Genomic DNA, 15,835 nt, shown 5'->3' on the forward strand with positions numbered 1-15,835 from the left:
TTGTACAGGTTTCATCCACGGCGTAGTCTGTACAGAAAGGTAAACGAGGCCCCTATGACTGTACCTATCGCAATCATTGGCACCGGCATCGCCGGACTTTCCGCCGCCCAGGCTCTGACAGAGACCGGGCATACCGTGCAATTGTTCGATAAAAGTCGCGGCAGCGGCGGGCGCATGTCGAGCAAGCGCAGCGACGCCGGTTCGCTGGACATGGGCGCGCAATATTTCACCGCGCGTGATCGGCGCTTCGTCACCGAAGTGCAGCGTTGGCAAAGCCTGGGCTGGGTCGCCGAGTGGACACCGCAGCTCTACACGTATCAGGGCGGGCAACTGAATCTGTCGCCGGACGAGCAGACGCGCTGGGTCGGTACACCGCGCATGAGCGCCATCACTCGTGGACTGCTCGATGGCCTGGAAGTGCACTTTGCCTGCCGCATCACCGAGGTCTTTCGCGGTGAAGAGCACTGGCACTTGCAGGACGCCGAAGGCTTCACCCATGGCCCGTTCAGTCACGTGGTGATCGCCACGCCGGCCCCTCAAGCGACAGCCTTACTGGCCGCTGCCCCGAAACTTGCCGGGGCCGCCGCCGGGGTGAAAATGGACCCGACCTGGGCTGTCGCCCTCGCCTTCGATACACCGCTGGATACGCCCCTTGAAGGCTGCTTCGTGCAGGACAGTCCGCTCGACTGGCTGGCACGCAACCGCAGCAAACCCGGACGTGACAACACACTCGACACCTGGGTGCTGCATGCGAGCAGCGCATGGAGCCGGCAGCACATCGACCTGTCCAAGGAAGCTGTGATCGAGCAACTGCACGGTGCTTTTGCCGAACTGCTGCACAGCGCCATGCCCGCGCCAACCTTCAGCCTCGCCCACCGCTGGCTCTACGCACGTCCGGCGACGGGCCACGAATGGGGCACCCTGGCCGATGCCGATCTGGGTTTGTATGCTTGCGGCGACTGGTGCCTGTCCGGGCGCGTCGAAGGCGCTTGGCTCAGTGGCCAGGAAGCAGCGCGACGCTTGCACGAACACCTGCAATGAACCGCATCAATCCGCGTAAATTGCTGCTGTCGAAATGGACAGCAGCCCACCCGCAGAATCGTGAAAAACACTTTCTGGTGACAGAGCTGTTTCGCGACGAGGAAGGCACGGTGCTGGAGGTTGAGTTGCAGGCGGTGTTGACCCAACGTGCTGAGCGACTCGATTGGCAGACACTACAAAACAACGCTGAATGGCTGCAGGGCTGGAAGTAAATACCGTCCCCTGTGGGAGCGAACTTGCTCGCGAAGGCGGTGTGTCAATCAATGAATTTGTTGAATGTTAATCCGTATTCGCGAGCAAGCTCGCTCCCACAGTGAACCGCGCTCAACAGAAAAAAGTTATACAAACCATTTGACTTGTACACCCATGAATCTATGCTGAGCAAAGTTGTACAGAGATCAACCTCTGTACAGGTATGGATTCGAGGTGCCCATGTCTGACTCTTGCGCAGCCAAACCCAAAATCGCCATCAGCGCCTGCCTGCTGGGCGCCGAGGTGCGCTACAACGGTGGACACAAGGAATCCCGCCTGTGCAGCCGCACCCTCACCGAGCATTTCGATTTCGTCCCGGTGTGTCCGGAAGTCGCGATCGGTATGGGCATCCCGCGCGAGCCGATCCGCCTTGTCGGCGAGGCCGAGCATCCGCAAGCGGTCGGCACGGTAAACCCGTCGATCAACGTCACTCAGCCATTGGCCGAGTACGGCACAAAAATGGCCGCCGAGCTGAATGACATCTGCGGCTACATCTTCATGCAGCAGTCGCCGTCCTGCGGCCTCGAGCGGGTCAAGGTCTACCACACCAACGGCGCCCCGGTGAACGGCGGCGGGCGCGGGATTTACGCCCAGGCGTTCTGCGCACAGCACCCGGATCTGCCCGTGGAAGAAGCCGGGCGCCTCAACGATCCGGTACTGCGTGAGAACTTCATCACCCGTGTGTTCGCCTACAGCGAATGGCAACAGGTCCTCGCCAATGGCCTGAGCCGTCGCGCCCTCACCGAATTCCATTCGCGCTACAAATACTTGCTGATGGCGCACAACCCACTGCAATACAAAACGCTGGGCAAGTTGTTGGGCAATATGGCCGACACCGATCCCGCCGAACTCGGCCCGCGCTATTTCAGCGAACTGATGGCCGCCCTGAAGAAATGTGCCACGCGCGGCACTCACAGCAATGTCCTGCTGCACATCAGCGGTTATCTGAAGCAGGCGATCAGCGCCGAAGACAAACAGGAAATGCAACACGTCATCGGCCAATACCGCCAGGGCATCGTGCCGCTGGTGGTGCCGTTGACGTTGCTCAAGCATCACTTTCGCCTCCATCCGGATTCGTACATCGCGCAACAGGTTTACCTGCAACCGCACCCGGAAAACCTCAGCCTGCGAAATGCAATCTAATGAACGACAAAATGGATACCAGCGCCCAGGAAGACCTTGGCGCGGATTTTAAGAAAGCTCTCGACGAGGGCTGGCTGCCGATTCGCGAAGTCGCGCGACAGACCGGCGTCAACGCGATCACTTTGCGCGCGTGGGAACGCCGCTACGGGCTGGTCGTGCCGCAACGCACGCCCAAGGGCCACCGACTGTATTCGGCCGAACACGTGCAGCAGATTCTGACCATCCTCACCTGGCTCAACCGTGGTGTTGCCGTCAGTCAGGTCAAACCGCTGCTCGACGCACCACAAGCGTTCAGCGAATCGGTGGAAAACGACTGGCAGCGTTTGCGCCAGACATTGCTGGCGGCCGTCACGCAGCTCAATGAACGCAGCCTCGACGACAGCGTCAATCAGGCCATGGCGCTCTACCCGCCACGCACGCTGTGCGAGCAATTGCTGATGCCGTTGCTGGCGGAACTGGAGCAGCGCTGGCAAGGCCAGTTCGGCGCGCAGATGGAGCGGGTGTTCTTTTATTCGTGGCTACGCAGCAAATTCGGCACACGCATCTACCATAACAATCGTCAGCTACATGGCGCCCCGCTGTTGTTGATCAATCATTCCGACCTGCCACTGGAACCTCATCTGTGGCTGTGCGCGTGGCTGATCAGCAGCGCCGATTGTCCGGTGCAAGTGTTTGACTGGCCGCTGCCGGCCACCGAACTGGCGCTGGCAGTTGAACACCTGCAGGCCCGTGGCGTACTGCTGTATTCCAGCAAAGCCATGAACCTTGCGCAGTTGCCCAAGCTGCTGAACGGAGTCAGTTGCCCGAAAATGCTGGTCGGACCAACGGTATGCATCCACCACGCCGAGTTGTCCGTAAAAACCTCCGAGATGGCTGATGTGTTCCTGGCGGAAGACGCGCTTCTTGCGCACCAGGAACTCGTTCAGCGCGGGCTGATTTAATGGACGCCGTGAGTGCCGACATGCAATTGATCTGGATGCGCAGCGACTTGCGCCAACATGACAACTCCGCCCTCGCGGCCGCCGCAGCGCGCGGCCCGACGGTCGCCGTGTACCTGTTGAGTCCGCAGCAGTGGCTGGAACATGACGATGCGCCGTGCAAGGTCGACTTCTGGTTGCGCAACCTCGATGAGCTGAGCAAAAGCTTCGCCGCGTTGAATATTCCGTTGCTGATCCGTACTGCCGCGCATTGGGATCAAGCCCCAGTGGAACTGCTCAAGCTCTGTCGGCAACTGAAGATCGAAGCCGTCCACGTCAACGAAGAATATGGCGTCCATGAAAGCCGTCGCGATGCAGCGGTGGCGGACACACTGCAGGCCGAGGGCATCACGTTTCACAGCTACCTCGATCAGTTGCTGTTCAAACCCGGCAGCGTGCTGACCAAGACCGAGAGTTACTTCAAGGTGTTCAGCCAGTTCCGCAAAGTCTGTTATGAACGCTTGCACCGCTCGATGCCTACGTTGGTCAAGGCCCCTGGCAAACAGGCAAAACTTGCCATCGACAGCGACCCGATTCCCGACTCCGTCAAAGGCTTCGCCACACCGAGCCAAACCCTGCGCGATCTGTGGCCGGCCGGCGAACAGGAAGCCCGGCGCCGTCTCGATACCTTCACCGACGCGCAGATCGACTATTACCAAAGCGAACGCGACTTCCCGGCCAAGCCCGGCACCAGTCAGCTCTCGGCATACCTCGCTGCCGGGGTGATTTCGCCGCGCCAATGCCTGCACGCCGCCCTGCAAAGCAATCAGGGCGAATTCGAAAGCGGCAAGGTCGGTGCGGTTACCTGGATCAACGAGCTGCTGTGGCGCGAATTCTACAAACACATTCTGGTCGGCTATCCACGGGTCTCGCGGCACCGCGCGTTTCGCCCGGAAACCGAAGCGCTGGCCTGGCGTGATGCGCCGGACGATCTCGCCGCGTGGCAAGAGGCGCGCACCGGACTGCCGATCATCGACGCGGCCATGCGCCAATTGCTCGAAACCGGCTGGATGCACAATCGCCTGCGCATGATCGTGGCGATGTTCCTGACCAAAAACCTGCTGATCGACTGGCGCGAAGGCGAGCGTTTTTTCATGCGTCACCTGATTGATGGCGACTTGGCGGCGAACAACGGCGGCTGGCAATGGAGCTCGTCGACGGGCACCGATTCGGCGCCGTACTTCCGCATCTTCAACCCGTTGAGCCAGTCGGAAAAATTCGACAGCGAAGGCCTGTTCATCAAGCACTGGCTACCGGAACTGGCGGCTCTCAACAAGAAAGAAGTGCACAACCCAGCCGACGTCGGTGGTTTGTTCGGCGCGGCTGACTACCCGTCGCCGATCGTCAACCTCAGCACTTCGCGCCAGCGCGCATTGGCCGCCTTCAAGAACCTGCCTTCGCGTACGTCTACCGGAGGCGATGATGAGTGAATTCCTGCGCCGCTTCGCCCGGCAATTTTCAGCGTTGAACAAAGACAACCTGCAAAACCTCGGCGAGCTGTACAGCGATGACATTCATTTCACCGACCCGCTGCACGAGGTGCAAGGGTTGGCGCAATTGCGCGACTACTTCGGCGAGCTGTACGCCAACGTCAGCGAACTGCGTTTCGATTTTCATGGTTTCGACCAGATCGGCGACTGCGAAGGCTACCTGCGTTGGGTCATGAGTTATCGCCATCCGCGCCTGGCGGGTGGCCGTGTGATTCGTGTCAGCGGCTGCTCGCATCTGCTGTGGCACGACAAGGTTTATCGCCATCGGGATTATTTCGATGCCGGGGCGCTGCTGTATGAGCATTTACCAGTATTGGGCCGGGTCATCGCCTGGCTGAAAAGGAGAATGGGATGAGTCGTACACCTCCACGGCGCTATTGGTTGACCGGGGCCAGCAGTGGCATCGGCGCGGCGCTGGCTGAAGAGATCCTGAAAACGGGTGCGCACCTGGCGGTCAGTTCCCGTCAGATCGCCCCGCTCAAGGTCTTGTCGCAACGCTATCCGGGGCAAGTTCTGGTGGTGCCGGGGGACCTGACCAACAGCCAGACGGTGCGCGAAATCGGCGAGCAGATCGCCACGGATTGGGGTTCACTGGATTCAGTGATTCTCAATGCCGGCACCTGCGAGTACGTCGATGCCAAGCAGTTCGACGCCTCGATCATCGAGCATGTCGTGCGCACCAACCTGCTCGCCAGCAGCTACTGCATCGAGGCCGCCTTGCCGCTGTTGCGCAAAGGCACCGCGCCGCACCTGATCGGCATGGCCAGTTCGGTGACCTACCTGCCGTTGCCACGGGCCGAAGCCTACGGCGCCTCGAAGGCCGGTTTGCGTTACCTGTTCGAATCGCTGCGCATCGATCTCGCCGACGAAGGCATTGAAGTCACAGTCATCAGCCCCGGTTTTGTCGAAACACCGCTGACCGCCAAAAACGATTTCCCCATGCCTTTGAGCTGGCCTGTGGATAAAGCCGCGCGGCACATCTTCGCCAAGCTCAAAGATCGGCCATTGGAAATCGCCTTCCCGGCGCTGTTCATGGCCGCGCTGTGGCCGCTGTCGAAACTGCCGGCACGCGTGCAACTGGCCATCGGCAAGCGCATGGTGCGCAAGTCGCCTCCGCTGACGGATCCGACATGAAAATTGCCATCGTCGGCAGCGGCATCGCCGGGCTTACCTGCGCCTACCTGCTCAATCGCCGCCATGAAGTGACGGTGTTCGAGGCGGGCGACTGGGTCGGTGGCCACACGCACACGGTAGACGTCACCGTCGCAGGACAGCCCTACGCCGTGGACACCGGCTTCATCGTGTTCAATGACTGGACCTACCCGAACTTTATCCGCCTCCTCGGCCAGCTTGGCGTGGCGTTCAAACCGACGGAAATGAGTTTCTCGGTGACCGACCCGGACACCGGCCTGGAATACAACGGCAACAACCTCAACAGCCTCTTCGCCCAGCGCAGCAATCTGTTGTCACCGGGGTTCTGGGGCATGTTGCGCGACATCCTGCGCTTCAACAAAGAAGCCCAGCGCGACCTCGTCGAACTGCGCATTGCCGCCGACACCACCCTCGACGAATACCTCAAGGCCGGCGGCTACGGCGAACGTTTCATCCTGCATTACATCGTGCCGATGGGTTCGGCGATCTGGTCGATGCCGATGGCGGAAATGCTCAACTTCCCCCTGCAGTTTTTTGTGCGGTTCTTCAAGAATCACGGGCTGTTGTCAGTCAGTGATCGGCCGCAATGGCAAGTCATCGAAGGCGGCTCGAGTGCTTACATCGCGCCACTGACGGCCGGGTTCAAGGACAGGATTCGGCTCAATTGTCCGGTCACCCGGGTCGATCGCGATGTGCATGGCGTAGTTATCCACAGCCCGGCAGGCCTTGAGCATTTCGATCGGGTGGTGTTCGCCTGTCACAGCGACCAGGCGCTGAAACTGCTGGCGGTGCCCAGCGATGCCGAACGCGCGATCCTCGGTGCGCTGCCCTACGCCGACAACGAAGTGGTGCTGCACACCGATACCCGTTTGCTGCCAACACGCAAACTTGCCTGGGCCAGCTGGAACTATCGACTCAGCGGCGCTGGCCATACTCACGCCGCCGTCACCTACGACATGAACATTCTGCAGGGCATTCAGAGCGAAACCACGTTCTGCGTCAGCCTCAATCAGAGTGCCGGCATCAGCCCCGACAAAGTGCTTGCCCGCTACACCTACGCCCATCCGCAATTCAGCCTCGCGGCGGTGGCAGCACAGAATCGCTGGGGCGAACTGGATGGCGCGCAGCACACGCATTATTGCGGCGCTTACTGGGCCAACGGGTTTCATGAGGACGGTGTCGTCAGTGCCTTGCGCGTTGCCGCCGCGTTCGGGGAAAGCTTATGAACAGCGCCCTGTATCGCGGCTGGATCGGCCATCGGCGTTTTTCGCCGCGCCGCCATGAATTCCGTTACCGGATCGGCTTGCTCTACCTCGATCTCAGCGAACAGGACGCCGTGCTTGCACTGTCGCCGCTGGCCGGGCGCAGCCGCTTTGCGCCGTTTTCATTTCGCGAGACCGACTATCTCAAGACTTTTACCAGCCGTGGCATGCGCCTGATCGATGCCGTGCGTCAGCAGGTCGGCATCGCCATCGGCCACGAACCGCAAGGCTCGATCTGCCTGCTGACCCAGGCGCGCAGTTGGGGGCTGTCGTTCAACCCGGTGAGTTTCTTTTACTGCCATGAGGCGGACGGGCAACTGGCGGCGATCGTCTGTGAAGTCACCAACACACCATGGGGCGAGCGCTATCACTATGTGTTGCCGGCGCGCCCGCCGGTCAATCTGCAGGATTTCCATCAGCACTTTGCCGTGGCCAAAGCCTTTCACGTTTCGCCGTTCCTGCCGCGCGATCTCGAATACCGCATGAGTTTCAGTCCCGCCGCGCAAAACCTCGGTGTGCACATGGCCGACTGGCAAGGCGAGCACAAACTGTTCGACGCCACCCTCAATCTGCAACGCGAAAGCCTCGACCGGCGCAGCCTGCATCGTTACCTGCGGCGCTTTCCGTGGATGACCGCGAAGACCGCCCTGGCCATTTACTGGCAAGCGCTGCGACTGCTGCTCAAACGCGCACCGATTTTTGCTCATCAGACTGCCGACGGCAGTTTTCAAACCGCCACTGTGCCTCCCAAGGAGCACCGCCATGAAATCCTCTAGTCTGTCGGTCAGTCGGCTCAGCACCAACGGTTTGACCGGGTCGCTGCTGCGCCGTGGCGTGCTGCGCCAATTGGCTCAGTTGAAAAACGGCCAACTGCTGGTGGTCGAGGACGGCGAACGCCTGATGTTCGGTACCCCGGGCAGTGCTTTGCTCGGGGAAATCCATGTGCTCGATCCGGCCGTCTGGGGCATGGTTGCCGGGAACGGTTCGATTGGTGCCGGCGAGGCTTTTATCCACGGCTACTGGAGTTCGCCGGATCTGACGGCCGTGGTCCGCGTGTTCGTCAGCAACCTCGACGTGCTCGATGCCATGGAGGGTGGTCTGGCCCGCCTCAGCCGGCCGTTGGTGCAAGGTCTGCACTGGCTCAACCGCAACACGCGCAAGGGTTCGCAGAAGAACATCGCCGCACACTACGACCTTGGCAACGATCTGTTCGAGCAGTTTCTCGACCCGACCATGATGTATTCGGCGGCGCAGTTCCTGACCCCGGAAGACAGCCTCGAACAGGCACAACTGAACAAACTGGAGCGGATCTGTCAGAAGCTTTCGCTGCAACCCAGCGACCATTTGCTGGAGATCGGCACCGGCTGGGGCAGTATGGCGCTGTATGCCGCGCAACATTACGGCTGCCGCGTAACCACCACGACCCTGTCGAAAGAGCAGTACGCGTTTACCGCGCAACGCATCGAACAACTGGGTTTGCAGGATCGCGTCACGCTGTTGCTCAAGGACTACCGCGACCTGACCGGCGAATACGACAAACTGGTGTCGATCGAGATGATCGAAGCCGTCGGCCACCGCTTCCTGCCGACCTACTTCAAACAGTGCGCGCAGTTGCTCAAGAGCAACGGCCTGATGTTGATCCAGGCGATCACCATCCGCGAGCAGCGTTACGAACAGGCCAAGCGCGGCGTCGATTTCATCCAGCGCTACATCTTCCCCGGCGGCGCCCTGCCCTGCGTGCAGAAAATGCTCGAAGTGGTCGGCCGCGACACCGACATGAACCTGCTGCACATGGAAGATTTCGGCCTGCACTACGCCCGCACCCTGCGCCTGTGGCACGAGAACTTCCGCCGCGCCCATGGCCGCTTGAGCGAACTGGGCTATGACGATTATTTCCTGCGGCTGTGGGAGTTTTACCTGTGTTACTGCGAGGGCGGTTTCCTCGAACGCACCATCGGCACCGCGCAGTTGCTATTGGCCAAACCCGCCGCAATGACTGCGCCGCTGCTCGGACGCTTCGATGCTTGAGCGTGTCGCCAATGCCGTACTGTTCCAGATCGGCTGGCTGACCTGCGTGCTCGGCGGCAACAGCCTGTGGTTGCTGGTCGCGCTGGCGGTGCTGGTGATCCATCTGTGCTGGATCAGCAGTTGGGCGGCTGAGGGGCGTTTGATCCTCAGCGTGGTGATTGTCGGCACCGCTGTCGACAGTGTGTTGCGTGGTGCCGGGGTGTTCGCGTTTCAGGATCAGTCGCCGCTAATTCCGTTGTGGCTGATGTTGCTCTGGGCATTGTTGGCGACCACCTTGCGCCATTGCCTGGCCTGGAGCGCGCGGCCCTGGTGGCTGGCGAGCTTACTCGGCGCTGTCGGCGGCGCGCTGTCGTATTACGCTGGCGGGCGCCTGGCCGGGGTGCAATTTCCCTATGGCGAACTGCCGACACTGATCGGCATCGGCCTGCTCTGGGCGTTGTTGTTTCCGTTGCTGCATGGGATGGCTCGGCGGCTGGCGCACTGAGCGTCTGTCAGACCGTTCACACGCGTACCGGTCACTGCCTTACACTGCCGACCATGAAGACCATTCCCCACCAACAAATCACTGAACCGGCGGTCACTTGCTCGACCTGCGCGGCGTGTTGTTGCCAGCTCGAAGTGATGCTGATCACCGACACTGGCGTGCCTGATCGCTTTATCGATACCGATGAGTGGGGCGGCGAAGTGATGCTGCGTCTGGATGACGGCTGGTGCGCGGCGCTGGATCGCGACACGATGATGTGCACGATCTATGAGAAACGCCCGCTGATTTGCCGCGAGTTCGAGATGGGCGCGCCGGAGTGCATTGAAGAACGCAAAGGCATCACGACTGCCTACCGCTGATCACAAGAACACCCCAAAACAAATGTAGGAGTGAGCCTACTCGCGATAGCGGTGTGTCAGTCAATATATGTGTGACTGACACACCGCTATCGCGAGCAGGCTCACTCCTACAGGGGTTATGCGCTCGGCTTAGAGCGGCATCGTGTAATGCAGCGAGTAACTTTCTACCCCGTCGTTGTCGCTGGCCAGACCGGCGTTGGAATAGTGCGTCGCACGAATCCCGACTTCATGCCCGCCATTGAAACGCAGACCAAAACCGAAGCGGTCTTCGAACTGGAAAGAGCCGCCGAGATTGTTGGATTCGTACTTGGTATTGGAGAAAGCCGCGACACCAATCCCCGCCTCCACATACGGTTTGACCGATTGACCGGCAAACTCGTAAACAAATACCGGCGAGAACGACAGACTGTTGTTACTGGAGGTCTTGTCGCCTTCCCAGTAGGTGTAAGCCCCGCTCCAGTAACCGGTCAGACGACCGACGTCACTTTGCAGCCAGCTCTTGTCCCAGTCGAAATTCATGCCCAGGCGGTACGTCATGGTCGAGTCGCTGGTGGCCCCCACCGCAAACTCAACACCGGCCGCTTGTGCAGTAAAACTTTGCCCCATCAGTGCGGCCGCAATCGCGGCCAAGCAGAATAGTCGCTTCACGTTGAAACTTCCTTTTCCGGAACGATCGTTTGGTTTTCTAGATAACTCATCGCTATAGAAGCTAGCGCCTGCTCAGAAGTTCAGCTGAAGTTTTAGTTATTTCACAATTTTTTTACAAGCTGAAGTTTTGCACTTCGTCGGCACTCTGCCCCAGTAACGGCAGGATGTTTTTCAAGTACGCAGGATCGGCGCTGGTCCAGAACCTGACCGGTTGGTTCGGTCCGACAGCGAGCAAATCGCGCTCCGCCAAAAGCCGCTGAAGTTGCCGCGCCACAGCAGCGCCCGTATCGATCAGACTAATGTCCGCGGGGATCATCGACTTGAGCATCGGCTTGAGAAAGGGATAGTGGGTGCAGCCCAAAATGATCGTGTCGCAACCGCTGGCCAACAGTGGCTCGACATACCCTTGCAGCAACTGGCGCAACTCGGCGCTGTGCAGATCGCCGCTTTCAATCAGCTCGACCAGACCGGGACATGGCTGAGTAATCACGCGCACGTCGGTGGCAAAGCGATCAAGCAGTGCGGCGAACTTGGCGCTCTGCAACGTGCCGGTGGTGGCGAGCACGCCGACCACTCCGCTGCGGGTCGCGGCAGCGGCAGGTTTGACCGCAGGCTCCATGCCGACAAGCGGCCAGTCAGGGAAATCACGGCGTAGATCGGCGACACCCGCGACCGTCGCGGTATTGCACGCGATGACCAAGGCCTTGGCGCCTTGCTCGCGGAAAAACCCGGCCATCACGCTGCAACGCTGACGGATGAAATCCGGGGTTTTCTCACCGTAGGGAATGTGCCCGCAATCGGCGACATAGAGCAACGTTTCATTGGGCAGCAAACGCTGGATTTCCGCCAGCACCGACAAGCCGCCGACACCGGAGTCGAACACGCCGATCGGCGCTTCACGCATGGCGCGGACCACAGACGCTGCAGCCTGGGTCACGCTTGACGCGCAACTCACGGAAACGCGAACCGAGGGCATCGACCAACAGCAAACGGCCCACCAGCGGCTCACCGAAACCGACCAAGACCTTCAAGGCTTCCAGTGCTTGCAAGCTGCCGACCAGACCGACCAGCGGCCCGACCACACCGGCTTCGCTGCAAGTCAGTTCAGCTTCGCTGCCGTGCCCGTATAAACAGTGGTAACACGGACTCTCGGCACGACGCGGGTCGAACACCGACAACTGCCCTTCCAGCCGAATCGCCGCGCCGCTGACCAAAGGTTTGCACGCCGCCACACACGCAGCATTGACCGCTTCGCGGGTGGAAAAATTATCGGAACAGTCGAGCACCAGATCCACCGCTGCCACGGCAGCAGCGAGAGAATCCTCGTCCAGCGCCTGGCGATGAGCGATCAATTGAATCTCGGGATTGATCGCGCCCAGACGCTTGAGCGCCGAGTCGACCTTGCTCATGCCGACGCTGTCGGTGTCATGAATGATCTGGCGTTGCAGGTTGGTCAGATCGACCGTGTCGAAATCCGCCAGGTGCAGCTCACCGACACCCGCCGCCGCGAGATACAACGCCACCGGAGCGCCGAGACCGCCGAGGCCGACGATCAACACGCGACTGTCCTTGAGCTTCAGTTGCCCATCGATGTCGATGTGTTGCAGCAGAATCTGCCGGCTATAGCGCAGCAATTCCTGATCATTCAGCACGGCAGGCGCCCCAGACTGATGCGTTGATGACCGCCCAGATCGGTGCGGCTGTGGACCTCTTCAAAACCGCGCGTGAGCAGCAGATCGCGCACGGCTTCGGCTTGATCATAGCCGTGTTCGAGCATCAGCCAGCCAGCGGCCTCCAGATGTTCCGGGGCCTGCGCAACGATCAAACGCAGATCGTCGAGTCCATCCTCACCGGCAACCAGCGCACTGGCCGGTTCGAAGCGCACATCGCCCTCGACCAGATGCGGATCGGCCGCAGCGATGTACGGCGGGTTACTGATGATCAATTGAAAACGCTGGCCCTCCAGCGCACTGAACCAGTGGCTGCTCAACACGGTGGCGTTGTTCAAGTGCAGACGCTGACGATTGCGTTCGGCAAGTGCCACAGCTTCCAGCACACGATCCACGGCAGTGACTTTCCACGCTGGGCGTTCGCTGGCCAAGGCCAACGCAATTGCGCCACTGCCAGTGCCGAGATCGAGCACTTTAGCGGGCGTTGCGGGCAGCAATTCCAGTGCGGCTTCCACCAGCAGTTCGGTATCCGGACGCGGGATCAGCGTGTGCGGCGCGACTTCAAGATCGAGTTTCCAGAAGCCCTGCTGCCCGAGAATATAAGCCACCGGCTCACCGCTACGGCGGCGTTGCAAGTACTCGGCAAAAGTCAGTGCTGCTTCACTCGGCACGATGCGCTCGGGCCAGGTGTGCAGAAAACTGCGCGATTTGCCCAGTGCAGCGGCGAGAAGCAACTCGGCATCCAGACGCGCAGTCGGTGAATCCGGCAATTCAGCGGCACGCAACAGGCTGGCAATGATGGTCATTTATTCACCTATCGCTGCGAGTTGGTCAGCCTGGTATTCGGCCAGCAATGGCTCGATCACCGCTTCAACGCCACCGGCAAGAATTTCGTCAAGGGAATACAGGGTCAGGTTGACGCGATGGTCGGTGACCCGGCCCTGAGCAAAGTTGTAGGTACGAATTCGCTCGGAACGGTCGCCCGAGCCAACCAGCAATTTACGCTCGCTGGCGATCGCGTTGGCCGCCGCTGCGGTTTGCTGATCGTTGAGTTTGGCCGACAGCCAGGCCATCGCCCGAGCGCGGTTCTTGTGCTGGGAACGTTCTTCCTGACACTCGACGACAGTGCCGGTCGGTATGTGCGTGATGCGGATCGCCGAGTCGGTGGTGTTAACGTGCTGACCGCCGGCCCCGGAGGAGCGGAACGTATCGACGCGCAAATCCGCCGGGTTGATCTCGATGGCTTCGCGTTCGTCCGGCTCGGGCAATACCGCCACGGTGCAGGCCGAGGTGTGGATACGGCCCTGGGATTCGGTAGCAGGCACGCGCTGTACGCGGTGCGCGCCGGATTCGAATTTCAGCTTGCCGTAAACGTTGTCGCCTTCGATGCGGGCGATGACTTCTTTATAGCCACCGTGTTCGCCTTCGTTTTCCGACAGGATCTCGACACGCCAGCCGCGACGCTCGGCGTAACGCGAGTACATGCGGAACAGGTCGCCGGAGAAGATCGCCGCCTCGTCGCCACCGGTGCCGGCACGTATTTCGAGAAAGACGTTACGGCCGTCGTTGGGATCCTTGGGCAGCAACATGCGTTGCAGGTCGGCTTCCAGGGTGATCAGCAATTCCTTGGCTTCGCGGACTTCTTCCACGGCCATTTCACGCATGTCCGGGTCGCTGTCCTTGAGCAGCGCCTGCGCGCCTTCAAGATCGCTTTGTACGCTGAGCAGCTTTTTATAGCCTTGTACCACCGGCTCAAGTTCGGCGTATTCCTTGGAATAAGCACGGAATTTGGCCTGATCGGCAATGACTTCGCCGTCGCCGAGCAGCGCGGTCAGTTCCTCGAAACGGTCCTGGAGGACATCCAGCTTGTTGAGCAGTGACGCTTTCATTGCGGTTTTTTATCCGAAAAGCTATCCGGTGAGCCCTCAAGGGCAAAGAGTTCCTGGGCCATGGCCAGCGCATCGAGGCGGCCTTCGGCAGAAAGCTTTTTCAGCTGCACGCTAGGCGCATGCAACAGTTTATTGGTCAGGCCACGGGCCAGTTGCCCGAGCACGTCTTCGGCGTTGCCGCCATTGGCCAGCAGGCGCAGGGCTTTTTGCAGCTCCTCGTCACGCAGGCGTTCGCTCTGTTGACGATAGGCCTTGAGCACATCGACCGCCGCCAGCTCACGCAGGCGCACCATGAAATCGTCAGCGCCGACCGAGACCATCTCTTCGGCGGCTTGTGCCGCGCCTTGGCGGCTCTTGAGGTTTTCGGCGACCACTTCGTGGAGATCGTCAACGCTGTAGAGGTAAACGTCGTCCAACTCGCCGACTTCCGGCTCGATATCCCGGGGAACGGCGATGTCGACCATAAAGATCGGTTTGTGCTTGCGCAGTTTCAATGCGCTTTCCACCGCGCCCTTGCCAAGAATCGGCAACTGACTGGCGGTTGAACTGATGACGATATCGCTGCGCACCAGTTCGGCCGGGATGTCCGAGAGCAACACCGCGTGAGCACCGAACTGCTCGGCCAGCAGACTGGCCCGTTCCAGTGTGCGGTTAGCGACGACGATGCGCTTGACGCCCAGCTCGTGCAAATGGCGGGCGACCAAAGTGATGGTCTCGCCGGCGCCGATCAACAGAGCCTGACTGCGCTGCAAATCACTGAAAATCTGCTTGGCCAGGCTGACGGCGGCAAACGCCACCGATACCGGGTTTTCACCGATGGCGGTGTCGGTGCGCACCTGTTTGGCGGCATTGAACGTCGCCTGAAACAGCCGCCCCAGCAGCGGCCCGATGGTGCCGGCCTCGCGGGCCACGGCGTAGGCCGATTTCATCTGGCCAAGAATCTGCGGCTCGCCCAGCACCAGCGAGTCGAGCCCGGAGGCGACGCGCATCATGTGACGAACTGCCGCATCATCTTCATGCACATAAGCACTCGCGCGCAGCTCATCGAGGCTTAAATGGTGATAGTCGGCCAGCCAGCGCAGCACGATATCGGCCGAAAGCTGATCCTGTTCTATATAAAGCTCACTGCGATTGCAGGTGGAGAGGATCGCAGCTTCGCGGCTGTCGGTCAGTCGGCAGAGCTGCTGCAAGGCCTCCACCAGCTGTTCAGGAGTAAAAGCCACGCGCTCGCGGACGTCTACTGACGCAGTCTTGTGGTTGATACCGAGTGCAAGGAAGGCCATTCAAGGTCGCTGATGGTGACGTGAAGCCGGCAATTGTCCTACTTCGAAAGATTCAGAACAACTACCGCTGACTATTGTCCCAATCGTCAGCCCCTATAATGGGCACAATTGAGTCTCGGTTATGTTTGGCCGAAGGCTTGTGTCATGATGATCCGAC

18 protein-coding genes are annotated in these 15,835 nt (G+C 60.3%); 12 read left to right on the plus strand and 6 right to left on the minus strand.

Features of this window, described 5'->3' with window-relative positions:
* The first annotated feature begins 54 nt into the window (after positions 1-54).
* The 12 genes from AB4N74_RS18830 (at position 55) to AB4N74_RS18885 (ending at position 10,188) form a co-directional block, all read left to right on the plus strand.
* Positions 55-1,041: an NAD(P)/FAD-dependent oxidoreductase gene (locus tag AB4N74_RS18830; RefSeq protein WP_099757164.1), complete on the plus strand. Its 987-nt coding sequence runs from the start codon at positions 55-57 to the stop codon at positions 1,039-1,041.
* On the plus strand, positions 1,038-1,253 hold the full coding sequence (locus AB4N74_RS18835; RefSeq protein WP_093441373.1) for a TIGR02450 family Trp-rich protein: 216 nt from the start codon (positions 1,038-1,040) through the stop codon (positions 1,251-1,253). The genes AB4N74_RS18830 and AB4N74_RS18835 overlap by 4 nt, the downstream gene beginning before the upstream one ends.
* A gap of 220 nt (positions 1,254-1,473) precedes the next feature.
* Complete coding sequence (locus AB4N74_RS18840) at positions 1,474-2,436, plus strand: YbgA family protein (protein ID WP_093441378.1); 963 nt, start codon at positions 1,474-1,476, stop codon at positions 2,434-2,436.
* Positions 2,436-3,377: a MerR family transcriptional regulator gene (locus AB4N74_RS18845; protein ID WP_093441383.1), complete on the plus strand. Its 942-nt coding sequence runs from the start codon at positions 2,436-2,438 to the stop codon at positions 3,375-3,377. The genes AB4N74_RS18840 and AB4N74_RS18845 overlap by 1 nt, the downstream gene beginning before the upstream one ends.
* A 20-nt stretch (positions 3,378-3,397) precedes the next feature.
* A complete protein-coding gene (phrB, locus tag AB4N74_RS18850) occupies positions 3,398-4,843 on the plus strand; it encodes a deoxyribodipyrimidine photo-lyase (protein WP_460096905.1) in 1,446 nt (481 codons plus the stop codon).
* Positions 4,836-5,258 carry a nuclear transport factor 2 family protein gene (locus AB4N74_RS18855; protein ID WP_093441392.1) on the plus strand — a complete coding sequence of 141 codons (423 nt, stop codon included), beginning with the start codon at positions 4,836-4,838 and terminating at the stop codon, positions 5,256-5,258. The genes phrB and AB4N74_RS18855 overlap by 8 nt, the downstream gene beginning before the upstream one ends.
* Entirely contained in the window at positions 5,255-6,037 is a 783-nt protein-coding gene (locus AB4N74_RS18860) for an SDR family NAD(P)-dependent oxidoreductase (protein ID WP_099757166.1), read from the plus strand. The genes AB4N74_RS18855 and AB4N74_RS18860 overlap by 4 nt, the downstream gene beginning before the upstream one ends.
* A complete protein-coding gene (locus tag AB4N74_RS18865) occupies positions 6,034-7,281 on the plus strand; it encodes an NAD(P)/FAD-dependent oxidoreductase (RefSeq protein WP_257356108.1) in 1,248 nt (415 codons plus the stop codon). The genes AB4N74_RS18860 and AB4N74_RS18865 overlap by 4 nt, the downstream gene beginning before the upstream one ends.
* Positions 7,278-8,093: a DUF1365 domain-containing protein gene (locus tag AB4N74_RS18870; RefSeq protein ID WP_460096907.1), complete on the plus strand. Its 816-nt coding sequence runs from the start codon at positions 7,278-7,280 to the stop codon at positions 8,091-8,093. The genes AB4N74_RS18865 and AB4N74_RS18870 overlap by 4 nt, the downstream gene beginning before the upstream one ends.
* Positions 8,080-9,345 carry an SAM-dependent methyltransferase gene (locus AB4N74_RS18875; RefSeq protein WP_099757169.1) on the plus strand — a complete coding sequence of 422 codons (1,266 nt, stop codon included), beginning with the start codon at positions 8,080-8,082 and terminating at the stop codon, positions 9,343-9,345. Before AB4N74_RS18870 ends, AB4N74_RS18875 begins: the two co-directional genes overlap by 14 nt.
* On the plus strand, positions 9,338-9,829 hold the full coding sequence (locus AB4N74_RS18880) for a DUF2878 domain-containing protein (RefSeq protein ID WP_093441415.1): 492 nt from the start codon (positions 9,338-9,340) through the stop codon (positions 9,827-9,829). The genes AB4N74_RS18875 and AB4N74_RS18880 overlap by 8 nt, the downstream gene beginning before the upstream one ends.
* A gap of 53 nt (positions 9,830-9,882) precedes the next feature.
* Positions 9,883-10,188 carry a YkgJ family cysteine cluster protein gene (locus AB4N74_RS18885; protein ID WP_077574517.1) on the plus strand — a complete coding sequence of 102 codons (306 nt, stop codon included), beginning with the start codon at positions 9,883-9,885 and terminating at the stop codon, positions 10,186-10,188.
* A 129-nt stretch (positions 10,189-10,317) separates the two neighbouring features.
* Here AB4N74_RS18885 and AB4N74_RS18890 read toward each other — a convergent pair whose 3' ends face one another.
* From AB4N74_RS18890 to hemA, 6 genes are all read right to left on the minus strand, one after another.
* Positions 10,318-10,836 carry an acyloxyacyl hydrolase gene (locus AB4N74_RS18890; protein ID WP_093441419.1) on the minus strand — a complete coding sequence of 173 codons (519 nt, stop codon included), beginning with the start codon at positions 10,834-10,836 and terminating at the stop codon, positions 10,318-10,320.
* A 112-nt stretch (positions 10,837-10,948) separates the two neighbouring features.
* Positions 10,949-11,740, minus strand: a complete 792-nt coding sequence (gene murI / locus AB4N74_RS18895) for a glutamate racemase (RefSeq protein WP_116255216.1) — start codon at positions 11,738-11,740, stop codon at positions 10,949-10,951.
* On the minus strand, positions 11,733-12,488 hold the full coding sequence (locus AB4N74_RS18900; protein WP_460096909.1) for a molybdopterin-synthase adenylyltransferase MoeB: 756 nt from the start codon (positions 12,486-12,488) through the stop codon (positions 11,733-11,735). The genes murI and AB4N74_RS18900 overlap by 8 nt, the downstream gene beginning before the upstream one ends.
* The gene (gene prmC / locus AB4N74_RS18905) at positions 12,482-13,312 is read right to left on the minus strand and encodes a peptide chain release factor N(5)-glutamine methyltransferase (protein WP_095050607.1); all 831 of its coding nucleotides are present in this window, start codon (positions 13,310-13,312) and stop codon (positions 12,482-12,484) included. Before prmC ends, AB4N74_RS18900 begins: the two co-directional genes overlap by 7 nt.
* Positions 13,313-14,395, minus strand: a complete 1,083-nt coding sequence (gene prfA / locus AB4N74_RS18910) for a peptide chain release factor 1 (protein WP_077574521.1) — start codon at positions 14,393-14,395, stop codon at positions 13,313-13,315. It abuts the gene before it with no gap.
* A complete protein-coding gene (gene hemA / locus AB4N74_RS18915) occupies positions 14,392-15,678 on the minus strand; it encodes a glutamyl-tRNA reductase (RefSeq protein ID WP_007951716.1) in 1,287 nt (428 codons plus the stop codon). The genes prfA and hemA overlap by 4 nt, the downstream gene beginning before the upstream one ends.
* Between the last annotated feature and the right edge of the window lie 157 nt (positions 15,679-15,835).

The sequence above is a fragment of the Pseudomonas sp. H3_C08 genome, from assembly GCF_054669455.1.

Coding starts and splice junctions, on each gene's coding strand:
- AB4N74_RS18830 (WP_099757164.1), top strand. CDS start 55: ATGACTGTACCTATCGCAATCATTGGCACCGGCATCGCCGGACTTTCC.
- AB4N74_RS18835 (WP_093441373.1), top strand. CDS start 1,038: ATGAACCGCATCAATCCGCGTAAATTGCTGCTGTCGAAATGGACAGCA.
- AB4N74_RS18840 (WP_093441378.1), top strand. CDS start 1,474: ATGTCTGACTCTTGCGCAGCCAAACCCAAAATCGCCATCAGCGCCTGC.
- AB4N74_RS18845 (WP_093441383.1), top strand. CDS start 2,436: ATGAACGACAAAATGGATACCAGCGCCCAGGAAGACCTTGGCGCGGAT.
- phrB (WP_460096905.1), top strand. CDS start 3,398: ATGCAATTGATCTGGATGCGCAGCGACTTGCGCCAACATGACAACTCC.
- AB4N74_RS18855 (WP_093441392.1), top strand. CDS start 4,836: ATGAGTGAATTCCTGCGCCGCTTCGCCCGGCAATTTTCAGCGTTGAAC.
- AB4N74_RS18860 (WP_099757166.1), top strand. CDS start 5,255: ATGAGTCGTACACCTCCACGGCGCTATTGGTTGACCGGGGCCAGCAGT.
- AB4N74_RS18865 (WP_257356108.1), top strand. CDS start 6,034: ATGAAAATTGCCATCGTCGGCAGCGGCATCGCCGGGCTTACCTGCGCC.
- AB4N74_RS18870 (WP_460096907.1), top strand. CDS start 7,278: ATGAACAGCGCCCTGTATCGCGGCTGGATCGGCCATCGGCGTTTTTCG.
- AB4N74_RS18875 (WP_099757169.1), top strand. CDS start 8,080: ATGAAATCCTCTAGTCTGTCGGTCAGTCGGCTCAGCACCAACGGTTTG.
- AB4N74_RS18880 (WP_093441415.1), top strand. CDS start 9,338: ATGCTTGAGCGTGTCGCCAATGCCGTACTGTTCCAGATCGGCTGGCTG.
- AB4N74_RS18885 (WP_077574517.1), top strand. CDS start 9,883: ATGAAGACCATTCCCCACCAACAAATCACTGAACCGGCGGTCACTTGC.
- murI (WP_116255216.1), bottom strand. CDS start 11,740: ATGCGTGAAGCGCCGATCGGCGTGTTCGACTCCGGTGTCGGCGGCTTG.
- prmC (WP_095050607.1), bottom strand. CDS start 13,312: ATGACCATCATTGCCAGCCTGTTGCGTGCCGCTGAATTGCCGGATTCA.
- prfA (WP_077574521.1), bottom strand. CDS start 14,395: ATGAAAGCGTCACTGCTCAACAAGCTGGATGTCCTCCAGGACCGTTTC.
- hemA (WP_007951716.1), bottom strand. CDS start 15,678: ATGGCCTTCCTTGCACTCGGTATCAACCACAAGACTGCGTCAGTAGAC.